At 55.3% G+C, this 24,265-nt stretch carries 21 protein-coding genes; 4 read left to right on the top strand and 17 right to left on the bottom strand.

From position 1 onward, the window contains the following. Positions 1 to 15 precede the first annotated feature (15 nt). Positions 16 to 162 carry a hypothetical protein gene (locus LL947_RS02350; protein ID WP_499833824.1) on the top strand — a complete coding sequence of 49 codons (147 nt, stop codon included), beginning with the start codon at positions 16 to 18 and terminating at the stop codon, positions 160 to 162. Positions 163 to 222: 60 nt separating this feature from the next. Here LL947_RS02350 and LL947_RS02355 read toward each other — a convergent pair whose 3' ends face one another. The 16 genes from LL947_RS02355 to LL947_RS02430 form a co-directional block, all read right to left on the bottom strand. Beyond that, the gene (locus tag LL947_RS02355; protein WP_499833825.1) at positions 223 to 732 is read right to left on the bottom strand and encodes a DUF302 domain-containing protein; all 510 of its coding nucleotides are present in this window, start codon (positions 730 to 732) and stop codon (positions 223 to 225) included. Between the two features lie 90 nt (positions 733 to 822). Then, complete coding sequence (phnE, locus tag LL947_RS02360) at positions 823 to 1,638, bottom strand: phosphonate ABC transporter, permease protein PhnE (protein ID WP_499833826.1); 816 nt, start codon at positions 1,636 to 1,638, stop codon at positions 823 to 825. Further along, on the bottom strand, positions 1,635 to 2,444 hold the full coding sequence (gene phnC, locus LL947_RS02365; protein WP_499833827.1) for a phosphonate ABC transporter ATP-binding protein: 810 nt from the start codon (positions 2,442 to 2,444) through the stop codon (positions 1,635 to 1,637). The genes phnE and phnC overlap by 4 nt, the downstream gene beginning before the upstream one ends. A gap of 100 nt (positions 2,445 to 2,544) precedes the next feature. Then, a complete protein-coding gene (locus LL947_RS02370; RefSeq protein ID WP_404415967.1) occupies positions 2,545 to 3,429 on the bottom strand; it encodes a phosphate/phosphite/phosphonate ABC transporter substrate-binding protein in 885 nt (294 codons plus the stop codon). A 151-nt stretch (positions 3,430 to 3,580) separates the two neighbouring features. Continuing rightward, positions 3,581 to 4,561, bottom strand: coding sequence for an arsenic resistance protein (locus tag LL947_RS02375; RefSeq protein ID WP_499833828.1), 981 nt, complete (start codon positions 4,559 to 4,561; stop codon positions 3,581 to 3,583). Positions 4,562 to 4,597: 36 nt separating this feature from the next. After that, positions 4,598 to 5,815 (bottom strand): MFS transporter, encoded by a 1,218-nt coding sequence (locus tag LL947_RS02380; RefSeq protein WP_499833829.1) that lies wholly within the window; start codon positions 5,813 to 5,815, stop codon positions 4,598 to 4,600. Positions 5,816 to 5,895: 80 nt separating this feature from the next. Further along, entirely contained in the window at positions 5,896 to 6,444 is a 549-nt protein-coding gene (locus LL947_RS02385; RefSeq protein ID WP_499833830.1) for a DinB family protein, read from the bottom strand. Between the two features lie 79 nt (positions 6,445 to 6,523). Then, entirely contained in the window at positions 6,524 to 6,817 is a 294-nt protein-coding gene (locus LL947_RS02390) for a hypothetical protein (protein ID WP_499833831.1), read from the bottom strand. Positions 6,818 to 6,889: 72 nt separating this feature from the next. Further along, the gene (locus LL947_RS02395; protein ID WP_499833832.1) at positions 6,890 to 9,184 is read right to left on the bottom strand and encodes a PqqD family peptide modification chaperone; all 2,295 of its coding nucleotides are present in this window, start codon (positions 9,182 to 9,184) and stop codon (positions 6,890 to 6,892) included. A gap of 398 nt (positions 9,185 to 9,582) precedes the next feature. Continuing rightward, positions 9,583 to 10,431, bottom strand: a complete 849-nt coding sequence (locus LL947_RS02400) for a hypothetical protein (RefSeq protein ID WP_499833833.1) — start codon at positions 10,429 to 10,431, stop codon at positions 9,583 to 9,585. Further along, complete coding sequence (locus LL947_RS02405; protein ID WP_499833834.1) at positions 10,418 to 11,839, bottom strand: MATE family efflux transporter; 1,422 nt, start codon at positions 11,837 to 11,839, stop codon at positions 10,418 to 10,420. Before LL947_RS02405 ends, LL947_RS02400 begins: the two co-directional genes overlap by 14 nt. A gap of 1 nt (position 11,840) precedes the next feature. After that, entirely contained in the window at positions 11,841 to 12,695 is an 855-nt protein-coding gene (locus LL947_RS02410; protein ID WP_404415988.1) for a glycosyltransferase, read from the bottom strand. A 268-nt stretch (positions 12,696 to 12,963) separates the two neighbouring features. Then, the gene (locus LL947_RS02415; RefSeq protein ID WP_499833835.1) at positions 12,964 to 14,166 is read right to left on the bottom strand and encodes a glycosyltransferase; all 1,203 of its coding nucleotides are present in this window, start codon (positions 14,164 to 14,166) and stop codon (positions 12,964 to 12,966) included. Then, positions 14,102 to 15,802: a glycoside hydrolase 5 family protein gene (locus LL947_RS02420; protein WP_499833836.1), complete on the bottom strand. Its 1,701-nt coding sequence runs from the start codon at positions 15,800 to 15,802 to the stop codon at positions 14,102 to 14,104. The genes LL947_RS02415 and LL947_RS02420 overlap by 65 nt, the downstream gene beginning before the upstream one ends. Continuing rightward, a complete protein-coding gene (locus tag LL947_RS02425) occupies positions 15,799 to 16,944 on the bottom strand; it encodes a hypothetical protein (RefSeq protein WP_499833837.1) in 1,146 nt (381 codons plus the stop codon). The genes LL947_RS02420 and LL947_RS02425 overlap by 4 nt, the downstream gene beginning before the upstream one ends. A 12-nt stretch (positions 16,945 to 16,956) precedes the next feature. After that, positions 16,957 to 19,992, bottom strand: coding sequence for a hypothetical protein (locus LL947_RS02430; RefSeq protein ID WP_499833838.1), 3,036 nt, complete (start codon positions 19,990 to 19,992; stop codon positions 16,957 to 16,959). On the opposite strand from LL947_RS02430, the gene LL947_RS02435 reads away from it, so the two are divergent. Further along, positions 19,985 to 20,293 carry a hypothetical protein gene (locus LL947_RS02435; protein ID WP_404416001.1) on the top strand — a complete coding sequence of 103 codons (309 nt, stop codon included), beginning with the start codon at positions 19,985 to 19,987 and terminating at the stop codon, positions 20,291 to 20,293. The two genes, LL947_RS02430 and LL947_RS02435, sit on opposite strands and share 8 nt — an antisense overlap. Positions 20,294 to 20,405: 112 nt before the next feature. Then, on the top strand, positions 20,406 to 21,362 hold the full coding sequence (locus LL947_RS02440; protein ID WP_499833839.1) for a sulfurtransferase: 957 nt from the start codon (positions 20,406 to 20,408) through the stop codon (positions 21,360 to 21,362). Between the two features lie 88 nt (positions 21,363 to 21,450). Here LL947_RS02440 and LL947_RS02445 read toward each other — a convergent pair whose 3' ends face one another. Then, the gene (locus LL947_RS02445) at positions 21,451 to 22,464 is read right to left on the bottom strand and encodes an isocitrate dehydrogenase (RefSeq protein WP_404416007.1); all 1,014 of its coding nucleotides are present in this window, start codon (positions 22,462 to 22,464) and stop codon (positions 21,451 to 21,453) included. Between the two features lie 314 nt (positions 22,465 to 22,778). Here LL947_RS02445 and LL947_RS02450 point away from each other — a divergent pair, with 314 nt between their 5' ends. Continuing rightward, a complete protein-coding gene (locus LL947_RS02450) occupies positions 22,779 to 24,248 on the top strand; it encodes an NfeD family protein (RefSeq protein WP_499833840.1) in 1,470 nt (489 codons plus the stop codon). Positions 24,249 to 24,265 lie beyond the last annotated feature (17 nt).

A 24,265-nucleotide genomic window follows, 5' to 3' on the forward strand; every position in this document is an offset into this window, starting at 1 on the left:
GTGCAGCCGTTTGGCATGGAGACTGTTTACGCCGATGAAATGGTACAGATCTGCATGGTAGCGCCGATGGCGGCAGAGCCATTAGCCTGGGATTCTGACGAAATCGCGTCTCTGTCTGCTTTTGTGGTGGATGCCCAAGCTCGCTACAGCGAAGAAAATTAATGCCGCTTTTTATCGATAAGGCCGCATCACCGTTGTTGGAGAGGCGGCCTTTATTGGTGGCTATGGCGCCGTGGTGTCTGCGCCAATGTCTGCAAATAGGGCGTCAAGTTCAGCGGCAATCCGGGCAAGCTCGTCGTCCTTACCTTCGCTATAAGGCGAAAAAACCGCGCTGGGTACCTTCCATGCCAGAGTGGCGCTGCCATCTTCATTTTCGGTGACGTAAAAACGCAGCGGCGCTTCGATCATGGCCGGAACGCTTTGGCGCAGGATGCGCACCGCAAAATCATTGCGAAAAACACCCACTACCCGATTGCCGGGAATCTCAATACCGCGCTGGGCGGCGGCTTCCGTCGGGCCCGCCTCGGTCACTACGAACATGTCCGCCTCACTGATGGCGTTTTGCAAGGATTCCAGCAAGGCGGTATAGCCCTGTTCGGTGGGTATCACTTCCCAGCCCTTATCGGGCCAGTTATCGGCCATGGCATGAGAGGATAATGCCAGGCCCGCACCAAGCAACAGCGGGGCTAACAGGCGTGGCGTGATGAAAGCGTGGCGTATGCAAAAAGACATCTGATGTCTCCTGTTGTGGTAAAGGCGGCAAAGCGCCGCCGAAAGCTAACAGGAGACTTGGTGCAGGCAATCAGCCATACCTTACATCATTCACCCCACGGCACTCTGATCACCGATGATGCGCCGCCGGATGGCCGATGAAATCTGTTCAAAACCAATCACGGCCACCAGGATAATCAGGATGATGGCGGCTGCCTCGTCATAGCGGAACAGGCGCATGGCGGTTGACAGCTCAACCCCGATACCGCCGGCGCCCACCAGCCCAAGGGTGACGGCGGAACGAATGGCTTTTTCCACGCTGAACAGCGAAACCGCCGTCATTGAGGCAAAGCTTTCCGGAATAATCGCCCCAAAGATTACCGATAGCCTGCCCGCGCCGGTGGCGGTTAACGCATTGGAGGGGCCATCGCTGACTTCTTCAAAGCGCTCGGAAAAAAACCGCGCCGCAAAGCCGATGGTATCCATGATGATGGCCAGGATACCGGCCAGGGGGCCCAGGCCAACGGTAACCACGAAAATCAGCGCCCAGATCAGATCCGGTATGGTGCGTGACACCGAAATGATGAACCGTGCGCTAACGTGGATCAGGCGGCTTGGCGAGGTATTACGGGCGGCCAGCAGGGCCAGGGGCACCGACAGGATGCAGCCCACCGTCACCCCGACAACAGCGATATTGAGGGTTTCCAGCATGGACCAGCCAATGCTGCCGGTGCGGCTGAAATCGGGCGGCAGCGCCTGACCGAGAAAGCGGACAATGTTGCTTGCGCCGCGGACCAGGCGGTCAACCGTGATGTCGGCGGCAATCAGGCCCTGAATGAAAAAGGCAAGAAACCCAAGGCCGAGCACCCAGGCCAGCGGTGAGGGTTTACGCAAGCGCCGCGGCATATGCTTGTTTTCAGTGATCATGTTGGCTGCAGTTCCGGTGAGATCGTGGGAGTATTTGCCCCGTCGTAGAGGTTACTCAGGTCGCTGTCGTTGATTTGTGAAGCGCTGGCATCCAGAGCGGTCACGCCGTTCTTGATGCCCACAATCCGGTCAGCGTAATGACGTGCCAGGTCCAGCTGGTGCAGGGTACACAGCATGGCCAGGTTGTTTTCGCGGACAATGTCCCACAATAGATCAAGCACTTCGCGGCCACCGCGTGGGTCCAGGCTGGCAATCGGTTCATCCGCAATCACCAGTGAAGGTGCCTGCATCAGCATTCTGGCAATCGCGACTCGCTGCTGCTGCCCCCCTGACAGCTCTGTCGGTCTTTGCGCCGCACGTTCGGCCATGCCCACCCGCTCGAGGCACGCCATGGCGTATTCGCGATCAGCGTGTGAGGCCGTCGCCGCAATGCAGTTAAGCAAGCCGAAGCGGTGAGCCCCCAACTTACCCATCAGAACGTTCTGGAACACGCTGAGTTGATTGACCAGATTGAACTGCTGGAAAACATAGCCCATACGCCGGCGAATCTTGCGCAACTCCGAGCTTCGCGCCTGGGTAACGGACTCACCGTGAATCTGTATCTCACCGGCATGAGGGCGTGCCAGGCGGTTCAGGGTGCGCATCAAGGTGGATTTTCCTGAACCATTGGCGCCGAGCAGGACAACCCCTTCCGCTGCATGGATATCAAGCGAGACGCCACGCAGTACGTCTACCTTGCCATAGCGCAGGTGCACGGATTGAACGCTGACGGGATGCGCTGATGGCGAGGGTGAGCTATCACGCATGGTTTTTCCTTAAGCTGAAAACGGTAAAAAGCTACTCCGGTGAGCGGAGTAGCTTGAGATGATGCACGGTCAGGTCATGGTGCTTGCCTGACCCTGAAAATCACTCGTCGAGCGGAATACCGGCAACTTCGTAGGCTTCACGTACCTGCTGGTAGATGGCCGGGTCAGTCTCGAAGGACAGATAAGCATCGCGTTCAATAAACTTGTCGGCGTTGCGTTCGGTGGAGGTCAGTGAATCCCAGACTTCATCGCTGTTTTCCGCCAGGGTGGCGCGCAGGGCATCGCGGCATTCCTGTGGCAGGGAAGCGCGCATGATCACCGGGTCACCGGGCAGGGTGTCGGTCTGGGCGAGCAGGCGATATTCGGTATCCGGGTCCTGTTGGCGAACCGCATCCCAATCCTTGTTGCCGCCCCCCATGGCCGCGACGTCATCGTTGATCAGCACCTGGATGCGCGCGTCGCCGGCCATGACAATATCCATTTCATCCGGGTTGAGCCCCGCTTCGGAGAGCAGCTTCATCGGGAAGATGTGACCGGAGGTGGAACCGACATCCTTCAGTGCGACGCGCTTGTCGGCGAGCTCGCTGAGGCTTTCGATACCGCTGTCAGCCTTGACCACAAAGCTGGAACCATAGTTGGGGCGCACGACAGAAAAAAGCACGTCCAGGTCAGCGAGGGTTTCAAACAGCACGAATTCAGACGGTCCGCCAAATACCATGTCCACTTCATCAAACTGCAAGGCGGTGCCGGCGGCAGTGCGGTTGGCCAATGAATAAAGTTCAAGCTCGACGCCGGTCATTTCTTCAAAGGACGCGGCAAAGGGTGCAAAGGCATCTTCCAGTGAACCCATGCCTTCAATGCCGGTATCGGCCATGGTCATGGGAGATGGGCAGCTATCAGCAGGGTTTGCCATAGCGGTATTGGCGGCAAGAGAGCCACCCAGGGCCAAAGCAAGCAGGGTACGGTTGAAGATCGGCTTTTTCATCAAGTTGACTCCATTGGTCGTTGGCAGGTCGGGTCGTAATGTCTTCAATACGATCCCAACCTACAAATATCCCATGACAGCTTGATGACGACTTTATGATGGTGGAACGCCCTTTATGTGGTTGCGCCGATAGCAAATAATAATCATGGAGTTACTCCGCCGGGCCGAACAGGCGCGGGGTGAACTTGACGTACCAGGCGGCAGATTGCACCTGGATGATGTAGGCCAGAGCGATCAGCAGGGCCGCATCGGCACCGGCCTCGCCGAAGGCGTTCATGGCCAGCGCCAGGGCAATCGACAGGTTGCGCATCACGGTGCCGTAAACCAGAGCAATCCCATCGCCACGGGAAAGCCAGGTGCGCGCCACCCAGGTGCTCAATGCATAGTTGATGGCATACAGCAGCGCCAGCGGTACGAGGATATCCAGCAGTAGTATGGGCTGGCTCAGCAGATCATCAGCTTTCAGCGCCATGGCAACCAATACGATCCCCAGTACCCCCAGCGTCGCAAAAGGCGGAAACTTCGGGCCGATATGCTGGCGGTAATAGCGTGGGCCATGGCGCTTGACCAGCCATTTGCGGGTCAGCTGACCGGCCACCAGCGGCAGTCCGATCACCAGCAGGATCTGCCGGAAGACCGCCACCAGATCCACCGGGATATTGGCGCCCATCAACCACTGCACGTAAAAAGGCGTTGCCAGCGAACCCAGCAAGAGGCCAATCACGGTCATCTTCACCGCGGCAGGCAGGTTGCCCTTGGCAAAGCCCGTCCAGGAAATGGTCATCCCGCTGGTGGGCAGCAAGGCGGAAAGCAGCAGGCCAAGCGCCAGATAGGGCTGGTCGGCAAACCACCACAGCCCGATGCCAAAGGCAATAAAAGGGATGACCGCAAAGTTGAGCAGCTGGGCAAGCCCCTGGGCGCGCAGGTCGCCACCGCTGAACAGTTCATTCAGACGCAGGTTGACCATCATGGGATAGATCATCAACAGCGTCAGCGGAATCACCAGAACACTCAGCCCGCTCACCGGCAGCAGGGCGCCTGCTACCAGGCCCAGCAGCATGGTGACTGGAATGGCCACCAGCAGGTTACGGGTGAGGCGTTGGATCAGTTCCATTATGGGGTTTAGCGTCATCTTGACCCTCCTTGCGGCTAATTTTTTCAGACTTTTTCAGGTGCTGGCGCCGGCTTCCTGACGGTTGCTTTGCTGCCACCCGACCAGCGCGATGGCGATGATCAGAATGGGCAACAGCATGGCAAGGTTGAGGGTTTCCCAGCCGAGGTGGTGCAAGAGTTGGCCGGACATCAGCGAGCCAACCGCCACCAGGGAGAAGATGATCAGATCATTGACGCCCTGTACCTTGCCGCGCTCTGCTTCGCTGTGGGTCGCGGCCAGCAGGGCGCTGCCACCGATAAACAGAAAGTTCCAGCCGATGCCCAGCAGCACCAGGGCGACCCAGAAATGCGCCATGGAGGTGCCAAGATTGCTGAACAGCACGGTGCCCAGCAGAATCACCACCCCGGCGGTCAGAATGCGTTCAACGCCAAAGCGGCTAATCAGGCTGCCGGTAAAAAACGACGGCGCATACATGCCCAGCACATGCCATTGCATGATGAAGGCCACCTGAGACATCTCGAACCCCTGGCCGCGCATAGCCAGCGGTGTGGCGGTCATGACCAGCACCATCACTCCGTAGCCAATTGCTCCGGCAATCACGGCGACCCTGAAGCGTGGCTGGCGGGCAATGCGGGCCATGGGGCGAGTGGCTTCACCGGGTTGAGGTTCGCCGCTGGCGGGCACCTTGAGCTGGCTGAGCAGGCCGATGGCTAACAGCGCCAGCAGTGCAATGATCAGATAGGGGCCGCCAGAGGGAACGTCCGGCACCCAATCCAGAGTAGCGCTGGCATTCCAGGGGCCGAGGAAAGCGGCCGCGACGCCGCCCGCCATGACCAGCGAAATGGCTTTGCTGCGAAACCCGGGGCTTGCCACGTCAACCGCTGCGAAGCGGTAATACATGGCAAAGCCCTGATACAGGCCAATCAGGAGGTTACCGGCGCAGAATAGCCAGAAAGACCCCGCTGCAATACCGCCAAGGCTTACCAGGCCGCCGCCAACACCACCGAGGCCCGCCCCGAGGATAAACCCCGTACGGCGACCTACGCGTTTCATGAACAGTGACGCGGGCAGGGTGGAGGTCACTGTGCCAATCATCATGATGGCAATCGGCAGGGTCGCATAAGCCGGGTTGGGGCTGAGTTGTTGGCCAACCACACCGCTGAGCGTCATAACGGTGATGGTCGCGACCATGAACAGCATCTGACTGACCACCAGAATGGCCACGTTGAGTTTTTCTCTGCGTTGTGGCTGCACAGGCGGGGGCGCAGGCATGGGAAGGCTCCGATAGAAAGTTGGCTATGGTTATAACGTTAGCATTATTTCTATCTGTGACCTAGCCAGACAAGAGGAGATCAGGCTTGCTGAGCTTGCCAGTGGCGTAGCGTTGAGGGGTGAACGCCAAAGTGTTCGGGTAGGGCAATGTCCTGCTCGGCGCAGAGCAGGCTGATCAGCGCCATATGATGAATGCTGTGACTGGTCAGAAAGGCCAGTTCGCGCCCCAGGCTGCTGGGCAGGGCGGCTGTTGTGTGCGTCTCACTGGCGTCAAGCGGGTAGCCAAGCGTCAGCGCCGTATCAGCAGGCAGTGTGGCCACGCTGGTCAGGGCGTTATCGATGGCGTGCAGACGTTGCAACGCTGTCTGGGGGCAGGTTTCAAGCCGGGTGTCTCGCTTGCGCCCATCGTAATTCAGGTAGATGCTGGCGTTCAGGTGATCAAGCAGTGTCTGATAATGTTCAAGAATATGTCGTACATGCTTGCCCACCGACTGGGTGGCCTGTGGCGTAAGCAGGTGCTGGTAACTTGCTGGCGAAATATGCTCAAGCAGCGCGGCCAGCTGATTGAGGGCCTGGCGGTTTTCCTCGGCCAGTGCGCCTGTGTAAGAGAGTAATCTTGCTGCCGTCATGACGTTCAACCTCTGTCCTTAAATCACTGTGCCAGCGCCAGGGCTGGCACAGTGTGGTTTAGGTAATGAAAGGAGGGGGTTAACCTGCTTCCGGGCTGCCTTCTGCGCTGCCTTCGCCTTCTCCCTCGCCTTCATCTTCTTCGTCATGTTCACCTTCGCCCTCCGCACCGCCTTCGGCGCTATGGGCTTCGGCCAACATATGAGGAGCATCCTCGAACTGGCTGTAGCCACCTTGGGTGTCGTCAGCATGCGCCTGCATGGCCAGACCGCTGGCCGCCAGTGCCAGGGCAGGAGCGGTATAGGCGAACTGGCGGCCAAGACGGCTGAGCAGGCGACGTTTGCTTTCTTGTTGAGACATGGTCTTTTTAGACATAACTTTTCCTCTCGATAAGTCGAATCAGATGTCGATCAGGGTCGTGCAGTGCCACAAGACGTCATGGCATGGTTAAACGCCCGTGGGCGTCTTTTCCTTCCACGCTGGCGTGGTGGGGAAAGTCGGTGTTGTCGCCAAGGCTTCCCGGCAGGCTTTTTCCAGGCTGGTCGGGTCGCGGAGGCTGAGATGTAAAGGCACTTGCTGGCAAAAGGTGTGCAGGGTACTGAGTGTCTGTTCATCCAGAGTGCTGCCCTGGCCCTGAAAGGCATAGGGCAACAACAGGCTTAGCGCCGTCAGTGGTCCTTTTTCTGCTGCGGCTGCTTCAGGCATCAGCGCCAGCAGGGCTATCGGCTGGCAATGGTTTTCAACGGCGAAAGACGCGTCTGCCACCGGCAGATTTAATGGGGCCAGCGCCGCTGTGGCGGATGATTCAAGGCGCGCGCCGTGGGTCAGGGTGGCGCCCAGTCGGTCAGCAACCTCACTCAGTGATGCCAGACAATCGGTGTCCTTCAAGGGGGCCAGCAGGGCAAGCTGCTGCTGACCGCTATTCAGCAGCACCAGATCTATCACGCAGGTATTTTCTCCTGCCGCATGATTGAGCAGGGCGTGTTCAATCGCAGAGGAAATCTCATTCAGGTGCAGGCGCGAGCGCAGAATCCTGACGCCATCGGTCAGGCAGTAGCCGTTGGTACTTTCCAGCACGGCCAAGGATAAAAACCTATCGGCATCCAAGGCGCCATGGCCTGCCAGCAGGGGCCGGAAATGGGCTTGCAGGCAATCCGTCACTGGCCCTTCCGGCGCGCTCAGCCGCCACTGTTGCCCGGCAAAGGTAAGCGTCATTGCCTGGCTTGATACTAGGCGCCGGCGCCCCGTGCGCTGTTTTGGCGGTGAGGTGCTATCGGCGGGTGCCAGCAAGCCATATTGGTGCCAGGTTTCCAGCGTGGCCCACAGGTCCTGTTCAATCTGTTGACGTGGCGCGTCGCTCATGGCCTGCAGCTGTTCCACAATAGCCCTGACAGACTGACCTTCACCGAGCAGCAGCCAGATCAGCGCTGCGCTATCGTTGAGCTGGATAAACCGGCCGCTGTCATGCTGGTAAAGGGCCAGTTGGTCGTTATCGAACAGTTCGCTGACCTGATGGGCGCGCAGCGCCAGTGGGCGCTCAGGGGTAAGCCGGCTATCGGCCAGGCTGGGCAGCCCGGCAAAAGGGGTATAGTCAATGGCTGCATTCGGGTAAAGCGTGGCGAAATTCCCTGCCCGCTGATGCTCGGCGGTAAGCGCGGCCGCATCAAACTGGCGAGGCGCCTGATCGGGGCGATCCAGCCCGGTCAGGCTGATCATATCGCTGACCAGGCTGGCCTTGACTTCTTCTTCCACTATTCCGCCGTGTTCCGGGCGAGCGCAGATGCCCAGTGAGGGGCTCAGGTTGCATTCCAGAATCCAGGGCTTGAGCTGATCATCCACCAGGCAATCCAGACCAATCAACTCATAGCAGCCCAATGGGTCGGCGCCAACGTCGCGGCTGCGCGCACGCATGGCGTCAACGCCGCTCAGGGCGGTCAGCGTGGCCAGATCGTGGATTTGCGCAAACAGCGCCGCGTCGTCATGGCCCTGCTTTCTTAACCACTGGCGGTAGCGGTCCAGGTCGATGAACTCAACCGGCACCTCGGCGTCTTCATTCAGGGCGTTGATGTCCGGGTTGGTCAACTGGCTGTAGACGTTATCACTGTCATCCGGGTCCCAAGGGGCGGAGGCCAGCTTGGCAAAGCCCTGGCGATAGAGATAGATCCGTACCGGCTCGATACCGGCGATCAGCAAATACAGGCGCAGCACATATTTGTGGCCGCGGATGGTGTGGGGGTTGCCGATATATTCCTGCACCAGCCAGTTCGGCGCCAGCGGTGCCTCGCTGGGGTCTTTGATGACTCTGACACCCTGGCCCTTGGACGCATTGGTCGGCTTGAGAATCCAGCCCTTGTGCGGGTTGGCCGCCGCGTCTTCTACCAGAGCCGGGTAGTCGCGGGGCATTTCATAGGCGCGTGGGAAAAACGCCAGCCGCTGAGTATAAGAGTGGTCTTCGCCGTACTGGGCGAGGATGCGTTTGTGCATCCGATTGAGGCTGTCATGCAGGCGGCTTTTGATGGTTAGCGCCGCATTGCCGGGAATATGGTTCATTTTATGCTGGGGTGAGGTAGCCTGAAAGGCCGCCTTGGGTGGCATGCCGGTGACCCAGGCAGCCTGCCAGTCATTTTTATCACCAGGTTGCCAACCACGAGCTTCAAGCGTCTGGCGAAAAAAGTGATCCTGTTCCGCATGGCGCTGCCCGCTTAACCAGAATGTGTTGGGCGGACAAGAAGATAGTGTCATCGGTGGGCTCCTGGTAGCAGTAAAAAATATCTGTGCTCAACGTATTTGCATAATGAACTAGTGACACCTTCAGCGATTTCCTTACATCGTTATGATGACTGTTTTGCTGTGTGCCAACAATCTCTTCCCTTATATATGTATTATGGTTATATTATAATTCTAAAAAGATTTATAAGCTTGCTTGCATTGTTTTCGTTTGTTGCAACGAAGCCTAACCCTGGCGGAATATGTTGCGAATAGTTTTAAAGCTGACCAAAATACTTGCGTGATGCTCGGTGTATTGGTTGCTGAAATGCAAAAAAACGGCACTTAGGCCGTCTTTTGCATCACCATGAATGTTCATATTTGCAGGGTTATGTGGGTGAAATGCTCAGAAAAAATCAGGGCCTGTTGACGCCCTAAAAACCCTTATACCAGCCAGCAACAATTTTCGGCCCGTGATCAATTGTCTCATCAACCCAGCGATAATCTACTTCATACTTGACGCCCATAAAAAATTCACCCTTTTCAATCGGACGACGTACTTTTAACCCAATTGATGGGATGAATTTATTGTTATAGTTGTTTTTATCAGCATCCCATGAAAAGTCCAGATCTGCAAAAGGAACGAACAGAAAATCGGTATCCCCGATACGGTAGTCTGCAGAGTACTCACCGCCGAGTGGTACAACAATGTTGTCGTCTTCTTCCAGCAGCGAGCCGGGGTATTCGATACCGCCATAGCTTTTGAATATGGTCGCCTGCTTGGGCATGCCGAAGAGTTCGCTATTGCCTTGAGCAGGCCAGTATTTGTAATAGTAATAGTTTAAAAAGTAGCGTGTACCCTGGAGCTTGTTGGATGTTTCCAGCTCCCGGTACCAGTCCCGACGAATACTCGCTATAACTTCCAAATGATTACCAATCCGTGTCGAAGCGCTCAATCCTATGCCTTCCTTACGGTTGTTGTTGTAGACAAAAGGCTTGGAATCTCGCACATAGTTGGCAAGTATAAAGGCCTTTATTCGGGTGTCGTTATGGCGATAAATTTCCAGATCCGGCTTTATCCATACTTCAGCAAAGGCATTCCCGTCATCAAGGTCCTGATTGCTGTTGGGATAACGAACGATGCCTCCAGTGGCGCCCATTGGTTTAAAGGTGAAACCTTGTGGCTCCTCTGCTAGCGTGTTTGATGAGAACCCGATAATAAAAATTAAGGACAGTACACGAATCAGGAGTTGGACCCCTAACATCCTGTTATGATGAGCCATGGGGGTAATCTCCTTTTTTCAATTTTAGGCTCTGACGATTGACATCCTTTTTGTGAGCTTTATAACCGTTTTTGAATATAAGTAATGCCATGCCGATGAGTAGCATTACTTGGCAGGTTACTTTTATAGCTAATAAGTCAAAGACATGAAAAAAGGGGATATGGAAAGTGGCTAATAAGAAAGTACCTAGCTGGACTGGAACGCAGGCCGCTATCATCCATATCCCGGCATAATTGCCTTGGCCTGCCATAAAGGTTGCAATCAGGAAGCTCAACGTAAAAGCGGACGCTGAGGCGGCAGCCAGCGGCAGCAGTTCGCGGGCGGGTAGAAACGCTTCACCCACAAGGAGAGTAATCAAGGTATCCGGCATTATCCAGATCGCGGCAAATATTGTGACAGTGACCATCAGGAAAAGGATGATGATGGGTATCGCCTGGCGTAAACCGGTTTCACCTCTAGCAACCGCGGCACTCACGCTGGGCAGCAGTACGGAAGCCAAACCGAAGCAGGCATAGAATTCGATGCGTTGAAATAGCGAAGTGGCTGCCAGGTAACCCGCGTCCACGGCATTGAATGCCATCTTGGCAACAAACACCTCTGCATCCAGAAGAACCACCTGGGAGAACTGAAGCACAGCGAAAGGAAGACAGGCAAACACAAAAGCGCTTAGCCTGACATCCGCAGGCTGCCCATGCTGGCCAGGTTTGCGGATGGACAGCCTGGCTTGCTGACGTGGTGCAATAACCGCCCAGCCGGTTAAAACAGACGCGACGATAACCAGCGTAATCCCTTCGATTCCGCCACCCAGTTTCCAGACCAGAATTGCACCTATTAGCCTTACCGCCATCTCCAGCCCAACGGATAGCATAACGCCAGTAACGTCCATCAGCCCTTGTACAACGCCTCTCAACAGACATAGTGGCAGCGCAATTGGAAAAATGATGAGGATCATGGGAAGAAGGTGCGGGTTTGCCAGGCCAATGTGCCCGCCAAGATCTACCATCACAGCGAGTGCAATCAGGATGGGTAATGCCAGGGTCAGAATGCAGAACCCGTAGAAATGAAGCCTTGCCAACAGGTGATTGCTCCTGTGCCCTGATGCAGCAACCATACGGCTGACCGCCATCTGCACAGCAATAAAGATACTCACAAGTGACAACTTGACCGTAAGGACAACCGCCAGGTCCCCGAATAGGGAAGGGCCCATCCAGCGGCTGAAAAGCATATTGAAAATCAGGTTGCCCAGGTTAGCCAGGTTATAGGCTACGAAGATAAGAAATGCTGGATTACCTGCAAAGGATCGCAGCATCATGAGGGGCTTGTTGACCGACTCGCTCCATGGGGTTGTCAGCGGCGTTTCACCAGCAGCTGAAGCCGTTTCATGACTGAGGCGTGAGGGCGTTGTCATTTTATTGGCTCTTTCGCTTGAAGCGTTGTTCAGCGACCAGACGGATCATCTGAAAGCCACTTTTGACGATCACTGCTGAGGTGATATGAGAGCCCTCAACCTCCCGCCATTCTGACAGGGGAAATTCATAGAAGGCGCCCGATCTTTCGGTGAGCTCCCCAGACATTCTGGCAAAAAGCTCTACGTCGAATAGCCAGCCAGCAGAAAAAGGACTGTTGATACTGTTTTCAAGAGCAGGGGTGTTGCGAATCAGCTTGGCACCACACTGCGTATCCCATACAGGAAGCCGCACCGCCATTCGGGCGAGTGAACTACAAAAGCGCGAGATTGTACGCCGGAAGACTGTCCTTTGTATGCGATGACCAAGCAACTGCATGCGCGCGCCAAACACGACATTGACATCCTCATAGCGGTCGGCAATGGCAACAAAATCCTTGATTGAAGAAAGTGGCGTTGCCAGATCAGCATCCCAGTAACCCACCAGACCGGCTTGACTGTCTGTCGCTGCCAAGAGACCCTGTCGAACGGCTTCAGCCTTACCAACATTCTTATGCAGGTGGACGACGCTTACCTGACGTGGGTTGGACGCCCTCAGTTCTTCAAGCAGCTGCAGAGTGTCATCGCTACTTCCATCATTGACGAAAATGAAGCTTAAACGCTGAAAGCCAGCAAGAAAGTCCAGAAATTCCTGTTTATCCAGACGCTTTGCTTCGTTATAGCAAGGGATAACCATGCTGATGGATAAGTTGTCAACACACAGGGTTGGTTTACAGGAACGCTCAATGCGTTCTGAGGGCAAGTGGTTTTTTTCCGGCACCGGCTTGTGTGACGAGCAGGCGCCAGGTGTCGAATGCATGGCCTTGACGGATGCTGGTACAGAATGAGGAGGCCTGTGCAAGCGGTTGCTTCTTTCCTGATAGAGCATGGCTGATACCTTTCGCTTACTGGTTATCACATTATTCTAATTAAGTATCTCTGTTGGATAACCTGCGCAAATGGTGAAGAGACCGGCTCATTAGGGCAGTCTTTAGCCTGGGGGGATACCGCTTGTTACCGTATGGAGAGCCATACTATCCACAGGTATATGTCAGTCACTCAATGTCCCGTTGATGGTGTGTTTTCCGTCACACTCTTCCCCCCTTCATTGATGATGTTCTTTGACCTATTTTATCAATATGAAACCCCACCACCTGATCGAACGGGAATCCTTTGGAAGCCCTATAGTTGGCGTCTGCAAGTCGGCTGGCCTGTTCGAGATCCGACAGCGCATCCCGCATGGCAGATGCCATACTTGAGGCGCTGCGGGGAGTATAATTAAAGCCCTCAAGCCCCTCATCCCGGCAGACATCGACGAAGTCGCCAATTTTTGGAAACACCGGAACGGCGCCGTAAGAGGCTGTCTGATGAAGGACGCCGGAACTGCCGGTCGTGGACTCATAGTCAAATACGCTAAGCTGAGCGGTCGAGAAGAAACGGGCAATATCTTCTTCGGCCACGTAGCCATGAAAGTGTATATCAGGTACTTCCCGGCAAGCGTTTTCGGTTTCTGCCATGTAGCCTTTGGCATTAGGGTGATCAGTACCGCCGATGACCAATTCGTAATCGGCCATTTCCGGTGTTTTTTTCAGGGACTTGAAAGCGTCAATCAGGGTTTCCAGGCGCTTGTAGGTGCCGAATTTACCCATGGTGACAATTCGCTTAGGTCTGCTTTCCAGTGGTGCAGGAGCGGGCTGGTCGGTGTCAAATGTACCGTGAGGGATGTGGGAGATGTCGCGCCGAGGATAAGCGTCTGTCAGGTGTTTGTGATAGCTCGACAAGGTGACAGTCAGATAACTGGCTCGAACCAGGGCAGATGTAATGGCAGCGCCGCCGGCACGCACGACGGCCTGGCGTAACGGTCGTCCCTTGAGCAAGGTATTCTCAAGCTCGACTCCGGCAATTATGTTATGCGCGATAACGCCCGTTGGGACGCCACCCAGGCGAGCGGTCATTGGCGTCAGCAGGCCAAGCGCCGCGGTGATTTCCCTGTCACCGAAGCTGGTGGTATGCAGGTTGAAAATGGCGCCGTCCGGGCGTATCTGGCGCAGGCGTCGCACAAGTCGTGGCAAGGTGGTTAGGCCATTGAATGTCCAGATTCGCTCAACACTGACCTTGGGGTCCAGCTCAATTTCCTCTTGGGGCGTTTCCAGCTGATCAGCGAGTACCACGACTTCCTTGACGTCATCGTGCTTGGCCAGGTGACGGGCGAGATGATAGCCGTATTCATTCAGGCTCTGGCGTCCTGGCGGGAAGGCCGATATCAGGGCGAGGCGCAGTTGTTGTGACATGCTGAGCTCCTTCTAGAAAATCTGTGAGTGCCTGGCGTACAAACTCCGCCGCAGGCTTGGGTTGTCCATCCAGACCATAGAGGCCAAAGTGGGCTTGTAGTTGACGGATCCAAAAAGACTTCCCGACCGCGAGTGGATCAGGGGCAGGAAAATCATGCAGGGTCCACAGGAAGATGCCATCCGAGCTATCGAGCGCCTCGATTCTGGCGCTAAGCTTGCGCGCCTGGGCAACCTCGGAGCTTGGCCATCTTGCCAAAGCCGTAAACGACGTCTCGCCAATCTCTGTAATCATTACCGGCTTGTCCGCTGAACGGGCGAGAATGTCATCCAGCCTTTGTGCGCTCAGCGAAGGATCGGCGTAATCGTGATAGGTCAAAACGTCAAGAATGTTGCTCAGCGTTAGGGCATCCCGGTGACTTGCCCAGCCAATAGTGACTGGAACGTCAGGGGCCAGGTTCTTGAAGGTCATCGTCATGCTGCGAAGCCATGCCTCAACCCTGGCCCTGCCGTGATGCTGGAAGTCGAGGTCCGGTTCGTTCTTGAGATCCACGTAGGACACAGCAGGATGGTTAGCGAGTAGCGGCGCGAGTCTTGACAGCTTGTGATGATCATTCGACCAGCCCGCCAGATCATAGTCCTGTTTCAGATCAAACAGGGTAGGGATTACCTTGAGTCCCTTGGCGTGGGCGGCATCAAGCAGATGTTCAAGCTTGGCAAACTGGTGCTCGGCAACGGTAGGGTTTCTGTTTTTGCGGGCGTCGCCGCTGGCGGCAGTCTTGATAGGTGAGTCATATTTGAGTGAATCAAAATGGAAGGGTGTCTCCGCAAGCGCTGCATTACTGAGCTCATTGTCATTGAGCCCAAAGTCATGGGGCAGAAAAATACGTATGGTATTGGCGTCCAGGTCGGCAATCAGGTTGAAATCCTGCTCGATGATGTTTCTTTCATAGCTGGGCCAGAAGTCGCGCCAGGGGGTTTTGGCTGGGTAGTAGTTGATACCCGCCATGGCTCCGATAGCGTTTGTATCCGGTGATGGTGGCAAGCGGATTGGCTCTGCGTCGATACGTTCATGAGAGAGAATCTCCCAGCGGGAGGTTTTTTCAACCAGGGTGGTCAGTGCAGTTTCGCGGGTGAGCCGAAAGAGTCCCAGGCTTTCGTCATCATTGATGGAGTAGCGTGCCACCTGCATCTCAACCATGAGCTGCATAAGGGTGCCATCCAGGTGGTGAAAAACGGGCTCAGCACTGACGGCCAGTACCGCCATTCGTGTGTCGGAAGCATGGGCCATCTCTGCGCTCTGGACAGCCCGGTTCAGAGCGGTGTCGGTGAAATAATCCGCCAATACGGCCGTCTGGCCAACATGCTGGGCTGCAGCATGGGCATTCCAGGCCTCTGTAATGGCTGTTCCGACAGTTTCCCGATCAGCTTCAGTCACTACCCGCGCCAAGGAGTTTTTTGAGGGTTGCCAACGCACCATATCAATCTTTAGTGAAGGCACTGCTAATGCATCAGCAATATAGTCGTATTCAATCTGGCGTTGCTTGACGTCTGTGTAGGCGGATGAAGCAACTACCATTGCACTTACCAGAAGCGCCACCGATATTCCCCATACTGTTATAAGCCCAAGTTTTTTCATTGGATCTCACCTGTAGCCTGTCGTTGATCGGTCAGATCGAGCCGGGATTCATAGTGGGTCGATGCAGTAGTCAGGGTCACCTCTGCAGGGAGTTTGTCAGGTTTTGCTGTTATCAGCGTTCTGAAATACCCCTTCTCAAGCCAGCCACTGGCTTCTTTTTGACTGCCATCGGTGAATGTCAACAACAGCGATACCGGGCTGCCATCGTTGAGTAGAAAACCAGCGTCTGTCATGAAAGGGCCAACATGTATCTCCATCGCCTCTATGGCAGGCAGGTATGTCCAGCCAAGTTCAGGCACCTGACGAATCATGAGAGGGCGATAGTCAAGTTCACTGGAAGCCGATCGAGTTGACCCCAGCGAAAGCGTGGCTTTCAGACCGTCTGGCAGACCTCTGGCGATCAGTTCATGCGCGGCTACTGATTGGCTGGTTAGCGCGTTCAGGCGCGATACGCTGCCAGTGTCATGATCTATCGTCAGTGCAACGGCAATCCCTTCCTCAACCGGGTTGCCGTACGCATCCTGAATAGGACGCGTCGTCAAGGTTGTCGCTGTCTCCTGCTCGATCGGGGACGCCTGGGGAGCTAATTCAAGTTCAATACTGTCAAGATCAGTCACCACCTTATAACTGGCATGAGCCGCCTGTCGGTTAGCCACACTGATCCCCGCGCGGTAAGTGCCTGTTCGGGTGGGTGGGGTGAATATCCGGTCCGATACTCCCCTTTGGGAAGTGGTTTCCACCGCTTCGTCAAAGCCAGGGTCTATGCGGGTAATTGTTCCGTCCGGTATCAGATTGCCCCAGCGGTCCAGCCCGATGACGCTGGCATGGACATTCTCGACACCGGCGCGTGCGCTCTTGGGTCCAACGAACACGAGAAGCGTTTCTGGGTCTGGTTCGGCAGGCTGGTTGTAATGGTCCGATTCCTGGGTCTGTCCAGCCAAGGTATCAAGGCGACCTTCATTAAACACACTGACGTGGCCGGACCAGTTTGATCGGTAGCTGGCAGCGTAATTGTCATATGGCACCAGACCGAATGCATCGCTTATATAGTGTGGAGAGCCAGCATTGCTTGCTGCCCGAACGTCCATGGGCAGCAAGGCTAAAGTGAGGACAGTGACGGTAAGTGGGAGCGTCTTTCGCATAGGGCATACCTGTCAGAATAGGGGAGCATAGGTCATGGCAGACAAATGCAGCGTTACTGCATCAAAACCAGCGATACCTTCCAGGGGTATGCGCGCACCATCTTGTTGGGCCTCCATGCCCGAGGTGTCGGCATACCGTCCATTGATGATGCTGGGAACGATGTCGATATCGGCGATGATGTCGATTTCGTCAGCGTGCGGGAGGGTGATTTCAAATGGCGCACTTTGCCCCGGGTAAAGGTTGGATTCAAGGAAGCCAGCATCCATCCAAAGCGGCAAGCCATTGGCGTCGTACAGCAGAAATCCCACCCTTACGATACTGGCAACGTCGGTGCCGGTATTCACCACAAGTCCTGATGCTTCAAGCCGGTTATCTGCCTCACTGAACGCCAGCCCGTTGATGGAAATACTACGGTATAGATTTACGGGCTCCGCCTGCGAACGGACTTCAATGCTGGCATCATCCGGTGCTTCATCGAACTCTGGCGGCAAGAAGAATTCAGGGTCAAAGCTTCCACTGGCCTCGGCGTCGGTCAAGGACAGAACACCGTCAAATTCAACTCTGAAGCCCGCCGTCTCCGAAGGTAACAATCGTTGACCACCCCATATGCCGGCGCTCTGGCTGGAAAGCACGGAATCTCCTGCCATGATATTGGCGAGCACGCTGATGGCAGCCGGGTCATTATCGCGGTTGGTGATACGGCCAATGACTGAAAAGCGGTCTGAATGCTTCACCAGCCGACCTGACTCAAGGGTAATGTTTGGCCGATCAAGACGGTCGTCGTGTTGCTCCATGTCGTAACGTGGCTGGCGGCGTCCGGGCCGGTTCCATTCAACGCCGGCCTGACGCTGCAGGCGTGCCGGCGTCTGGGTTGCCTGAAGCGTTGGAGGGACAACTTTCCAGTGGTCGTCATGTTTTATGGTGCGTATATCCAGGGTACGGCTAATTCGCTCAAGGCTGGTGATGTAGGTAAGCGTAACGCTGAAATCGATAATAGAATCCGTTCGCGCCTGCTCTTCAATATCAACAGATTCAAGCTTGCCATAGGAATTCAAAAGGCCCCCTTGCCACTTGAGACCAAACAGATAAGCTTCGAACGGTGGCCGTATTTCCGCGGCCAGGAGGTCATAGGCATCGTGAAAACGTCTTAGGTCGAGGTGTTTGAAATACGTCTCGACAACATCTGCTGGGGGGGCAGGTGTCTGGGAAAACCGGGCAATTACGATGCCCCCAGCGGCTGCGCCAAACAGGATAAGGATGGCCAGTGCCTGAACCCCGCGCCGAATATGGCCGGGGTACCTGAAACCCTGAGTGGATGAAACGGCCGGTGCGATCGGCAAGCGGCGGTCGCAAAGGTGGCTGTGCACAAGATTGACGACCAGGCAGATCAGGGCCAGCCCAAGTGCCAAGGTAGGAAGTACTCCCCACATCACTGAGTGAAGCACAGGTATATGCTGGCGCGGCTGATGCAAGGGCAAGGGTTCTATATTGGGTTTTTCCCATACCACCAGACCGTTTCTGAGTCGCGTCACCTGGTTCCATCCGCTGAAGTGGAGCAGTGGGTCGTAAAACTCATCATTGGAAAAGACATACTTGAGGTGGTATTGGTCGGCGTTGACCAGGAACTGCTTTAAAGACCCAAGCCCTGGCACCCCCAGATATTTGGCGTTTTCCAGACGTTCAACCGAAAAACGCGTCATATCCGGTAATCGTCTAGCTGAGTGATAGTTGCCGTCTACAGATTGCGCCGTCGTCCTGGATGAAATATAAGCAAACTGATCGCCAAGACCCAGCGTCAGGTAACGCCAGCGATAATGCTTGTCCTCTTCAAGAAAGGTTACCATGGGGTCCGGATCCACTGTGTCTGGCTGGGTAGGCTGAAAGGTCGGCATGATGGCAACAAGGGTGGCAAGTCCCGCCATACTGGCAAAGAATCCGCCAATGAACATCCGATAAACCGGCGCGCTTAACGCGATGCGCATTTGCTGACGCGACCGTCCATGCAGCAGGCCCTCGATCAACAGGCCGGCAAAAGGCAGAATCAGGATTGACCCCCAGAAGGTGAAACGGTCCAGCGTCAGGATGTCGAAGGCGCCCCTTAAAATCAGCCGTGGAATGGGCGTGGTGCCACCGGTTCCCAAAAGTAGACACAATGCAAGACTGATAGCCAGCGGCCACAAGGCGGTGGTCGCCCCTTTGTAAAAGGCGTAGGGCAGTATCAGTAACGACATTCCCCAAGGTATCAGAAAAAACACAATGCCCAGATCAGGGCGCTCTATAAAGCTTTCCCGACTGCCATGCGGGATGGGTACCTGGGTGATAGGGTCGGTGATTGACCAGTACCAGTAAGGATAAATCGTTACCGCCACTGCCAGTATCATCAATGTGGCAAGCAAAGCACCACGCTGCACCGGCACCCGGTATCGAAGGAGGGCTTTCAGCCATCCATTTGCAGAGGAAGCTGGATGATGCTGGCCATAGACACGTATCGAATGCAGGGCGATTGGCAGTACAAAAAGGACGCCGCCAAAGATAGTGGTGACATGATGCGCGGCGGTAGTTGCAGCAGAAAAAATGACCGCAGCCAGCAGAGCGCTCGGTTTGCCGCTAACTATCCAGCGATGAAAGTAGGGCAGGCCGTTGAGGAAGATGCCCAATGAGAAAATGGTCGGTAACTGACCAAAGAGGTGCAGCGTTTCTGAAATCGATGAGGCCAGTACCAGCATCAGAGCGGCATAACCCGAGGCGCGGGAAGAAACCCATATCAGGGCAAATCGGAAAACGCCTACTGTCAGCAATAACAGGCCAGTCAACTGGACAATCACGAAGGCGGACCGCAGCGGCATGATATGTTGCAAGGCAGCAATCATCATGTGCGTGCCGGGCGGATAGGACGTGGTGACGAAGCCTGTGTACCAGCGAGGCTCCCAGGGGTCAAACCAGCTTCGATGATAATGATCGCCAAAGAACATATGGATGAAAGCATCATATGTATTAGCGTGAGTAAACGGCAGCAAGCCTCCATGGAACATGACGGCAATGGCCATCGCTAGCAGTAATATCCGCAAGCCGTCACTATCAGTTTCACTTGACCGGAATTGTCCTTGCCAGACCTTCAGCGCCGTGTTGGAGAGAGCTCTTGCCATATCTGCAGAAATGTTGCCGAAGGTAGTGGTGGGCCAATCTCATAAGCCGATTGTGCATGAATTTATAACAGCTAATAATTTATTAGATAATCCCTGCTTGTCCTCGCAAGGTCAATCAGGAAAAAGAGATTCCTTCCAGATGGACGGCAAATATCGCTCATCCCCCATTCACGGCAAGCTGCCAGCTATTACGATATTCTAAAAAATAACTTTAACATTGTTTTTATATGCCACAAGATTATATGTGATCTGTTGCCGTCGTTAATTTGTTATTGATCTCCCACACGCTATGCCTTGAGAGATATGGAGGAAAGATGTCCCGTACTGTTATCAGCCTGGCCGTTCTGTTTGGTTTTGCCACCCAGGCCCATGCCCTTGAGATGACACCACTGGTGGATGCCAGCTGGCTGGATCAGCATCTGGAATCTGACAACCTGGTGGTGCTGGATGTGCGCTCATCCATCGATGATGGCGGAGATGCCAGAAGCTTCAGCGAAGCGCGTATTCCTGGCAGCCGCTATTCCAGCTACACCGATGCAGGCTGGCGAGAAACCCGCGATGAGGTCCCCGGCGTCATGCCTTCTGTGGATGAGCTGGAAAGCCTGATTGGTGGTCTTGGTATTGATAATGATAGCCAGGTGGTGATTGTCGCTGCCGGTACCGGGGCAACCGATTTTGGCAGCGCGGCACGGGTTTACTGGACTTTCAAGGTGTTGGGCCATGACAACGTCGCGATACTCGACGGCGGTTTTGCTGGCTGGCAGCAGCAGGGGTTCGAAATTGACAATGGTCGGGTGTCGACGCCTGAGGAAGTAGACTTCAGCGCTTCCCTGCAGGACGCCCTGCTGGCGAGCAGTGACGATGCTGCTGCAGCGACTGACTCCCCGACCCAACTGGTGGATGCGCGCCCGGCAGACTTTTTTACTGCTGACACCCAGTCACCCGCCACCCTGGCGGCCGGTACCATTCCAACCTCGGTGAATCTTGAACACCAGAAATACATCCGCAAGCGTGATGGCGCTTTCTACCTGGATGAAGCGCCGCTGATGACACGCATCAATGAACTGGGGTTGAACGCAGAAACGCCCACCATTGCCTTCTGCAATACCGGCCATTGGGCTGCCATTGGCTGGTTCATGCTGCAGGAAGTCGCTGGATTTGAAAATACGTCCATGTACGATGGTTCCATGGCCGAGTGGACACGTCAAAACACGCTGCCCCTTCAGATAGCGGGTGGCGATACCACCACAGTGGGCGAGCAGGTGAACTGAGGCTGGCCCGTTAGTAAAAAGTTAGTAAAAAACGCCTGATGGACATTCCATCAGGCGTTTTTGGTTCGCGGGTGTTTAAGGCCCGGTGCTAGCGGCTGACCTGTTCTACCAGAGCATCGGCAAAGGTATCCGTGGTGCCGGTGCCGCCCATATCCGGGGTGACCATGTCACGTCGGGTTTCCAGCACGGTACGGATGCCCTGACGAATGGCAGTGCCTTTCTCGACCATACCCAGATGATCAAGCATCTGCGCTGCTGCCAGCAACAGGGCACAAGGGTTAGCGAGTTTCTGGCCGGCGATATCCGGCGCTGAGCCATGTACTGCTTCAAAAATAGCCGCGCTTTCACCGATGTTGGCACCCGGTGCCAGGCCAAGGCCGCCGACCAGACCCGCACACAGATCTGACAGGATATCGCCGAACAGGTTGGTAGTGACTACCACATCAAACTGGTGTGGGTTCATCACCAGCTGCATGCAGGCGTTATCGACAATCATTTCCTGGAATTCGATCTCGGGATATTCCTTGGCGATTTCCCGAGCGACATCCAGGAACAGGCCGGAACTGGTCTTGATGATGTTGGCTTTATGCACGGCGGTGACTTTCTTACGGCCATTATTTTTGGCTAGCTCAAAAGCATAGCGCACAATACGCTCCGAGCCTTTGCGGGTGACCTTGATTACTGAGATGCCGGTATTGCCGTCATCAATAAATTCCTGGCCATCAGACAGGTAGGCGCCTTCGGTATTCTCGCGCACCGTGATCATGTCAATATCATCATAGCGCGAGCGAGTGCCAGGGAAGCTGACGGCCGGACGTACATTGGCGTAGAGATCGAAGTGGCGACGCATCTGCACGTTGATCGACGAAAACCCCTTACCGATTGGCGTGGTCAGCGGGCCTTTCAGGGCAATACCAAAACGCTCTATGGTGTCCAGTGACTCCTTGGGAATCAGGCTGCCGTGATTTTCCAGCGCGCCCAGGCCGGCATCAATAAAGTGGTAGTCCAGACCGCAGTCCAGCGCATCGAGAACGCGCAGAGTTGCCTCCATGATCTCCGGGCCGATGCCGTCGCCCTTGATGACTGCAATAGACTGGCTCATTTCATTCTCCTGTTAATAACGACGAGTAATAACGACGAGTAATAACGGCGAGCGACAGCTATGCGAACTCGATGGAATGAAACGCGAATAGATGTTTTCGCCGTGAATTGACGGTGCCGTGGATAGCCGCAGCAATGGTACGCCAAAGTGAGACAGAACGTCATCCTGCAAAAGCCGTAGGCACAGGGTTGGAAAGCCACCAGTAGTTATTCAAAAGTTATACATTGTGTCATGGGCGTTGAACCTGATAGCGTGAAACAGTGTCACAGGTTTATTCGCTACGCGATTTGCTGATGGTTATTCGGGAGGCAAGCATGCCGACACTTCCTGTACGTCCATACCGAACAATGGGCTTTTTTTTCTGTATATTGCTAGGGTGTCTGATGTTGGGGTGGCAGGCGCTTGCCCAGACAGATCAATCTCAGGCCAATCAGAAAAGCGCTCTGGTGATGACCATTGATGGTTCTATTGGCCCCGCTACCAAGGACTACCTGGAACGTGGCCTGCGTCAGGCAAATGATGAGAACCATGCAGCGGTGATTGTTCAGCTGGACACGCCTGGTGGGCTGGTGGAAACGACACGGGACATGATCAGCGAGATGCTCAATGCGGATATACCCGTGGTGATGTATGTCTCACCCAGCGGCGCCCGGGCGGCCAGTGCAGGTACCTATCTGCTTTACGGCAGCCATGTGGCAGCCATGGCCCCGGCCACCCATCTGGGGTCAGCCACCCCGGTGCAGATGGGCGGTGGCGGTTTGCCGGGTATGGATCCTGAAGATGAGCAACCTTCTGACTCCGATGCCAATGAGGAATCCACGGGTGATGATGCTTCTCAGGATGAAGCGACGTCTGACGACGAGGCGGGCGGCGAAGACGGCACTCGCCGTGGTGAAAATGCCATGGAACGCAAGGTGCTGGAAGATGCGGTGAGCTTTATCCGAGGCCTTGCTGAGCGCCATGACCGCAATGCCGACTGGGCGGAAGAGGCCGTACGCGAAGCGGTCAACCTGACTGCGCCTGAAGCACTGGAAAAGAATGTCATCGACGTGGTGGCCTCGGATATTGACGACCTGCTGATGCAGATTGACGGACGCAGTGTGGTCATGGAAAGTGGTGAACAGGTGTTGGAAACCGCTGACCTTCAAATCGAACGTTTTGATCCTGATTGGCGAACCCAGCTACTGTCAGTGATTACCAATCCCAACGTGGCCTACTTCCTGATGCTGATCGGGTTCTACGGCATTATTTTCGAGTTATCCAATCCTGGTAGCCTCTTCCCCGGGACCATTGGCGTGATCTCCCTGCTGTTGGCCCTGTTTGCCTTTCAGGTCCTGCCAATCAACTACGCAGGCCTGGCGCTGATTCTGGTGGGCATCGGCCTGATGGTAGGCGAAGCGTTAGTACCCAGCTTTGGCGTACTCGGCGTGGGCGGTATCGCCGCTTTTGTGTTTGGCTCGGTAATGCTGATGGACGCTGAATACCTGGCGGTGTCACTGCCCCTGATCGGCGGTGTTGCTGCCCTGGCGGCTGGCTTCATGCTGTGGACGATGCTTAATCTGATGCGGCTGCGTCGCAAGCCGGCGTTGGGTGGTGAAGAAGAAATGCTGGATGCAGAAGCGGTGGCGCTTGAAGACTTTGAACACAAAGGCCACGTGCGTCTGCATGGTGAGCGTTGGAATGCGGTCACCGAGGCGCCTGTGGTGAAAGGGCAGCGATTGAAGGTCATTCGCTTTGAAGGATTGACCGTGCAGGTATCGCCAGCGCCATTACCTGAAAAGTGATGCCCTGAGCCAGGTTT

This window comes from Halomonas sp. BLK-85 (assembly GCF_044792155.1).
Taxonomy (GTDB): domain Bacteria; phylum Pseudomonadota; class Gammaproteobacteria; order Pseudomonadales; family Halomonadaceae; genus Vreelandella.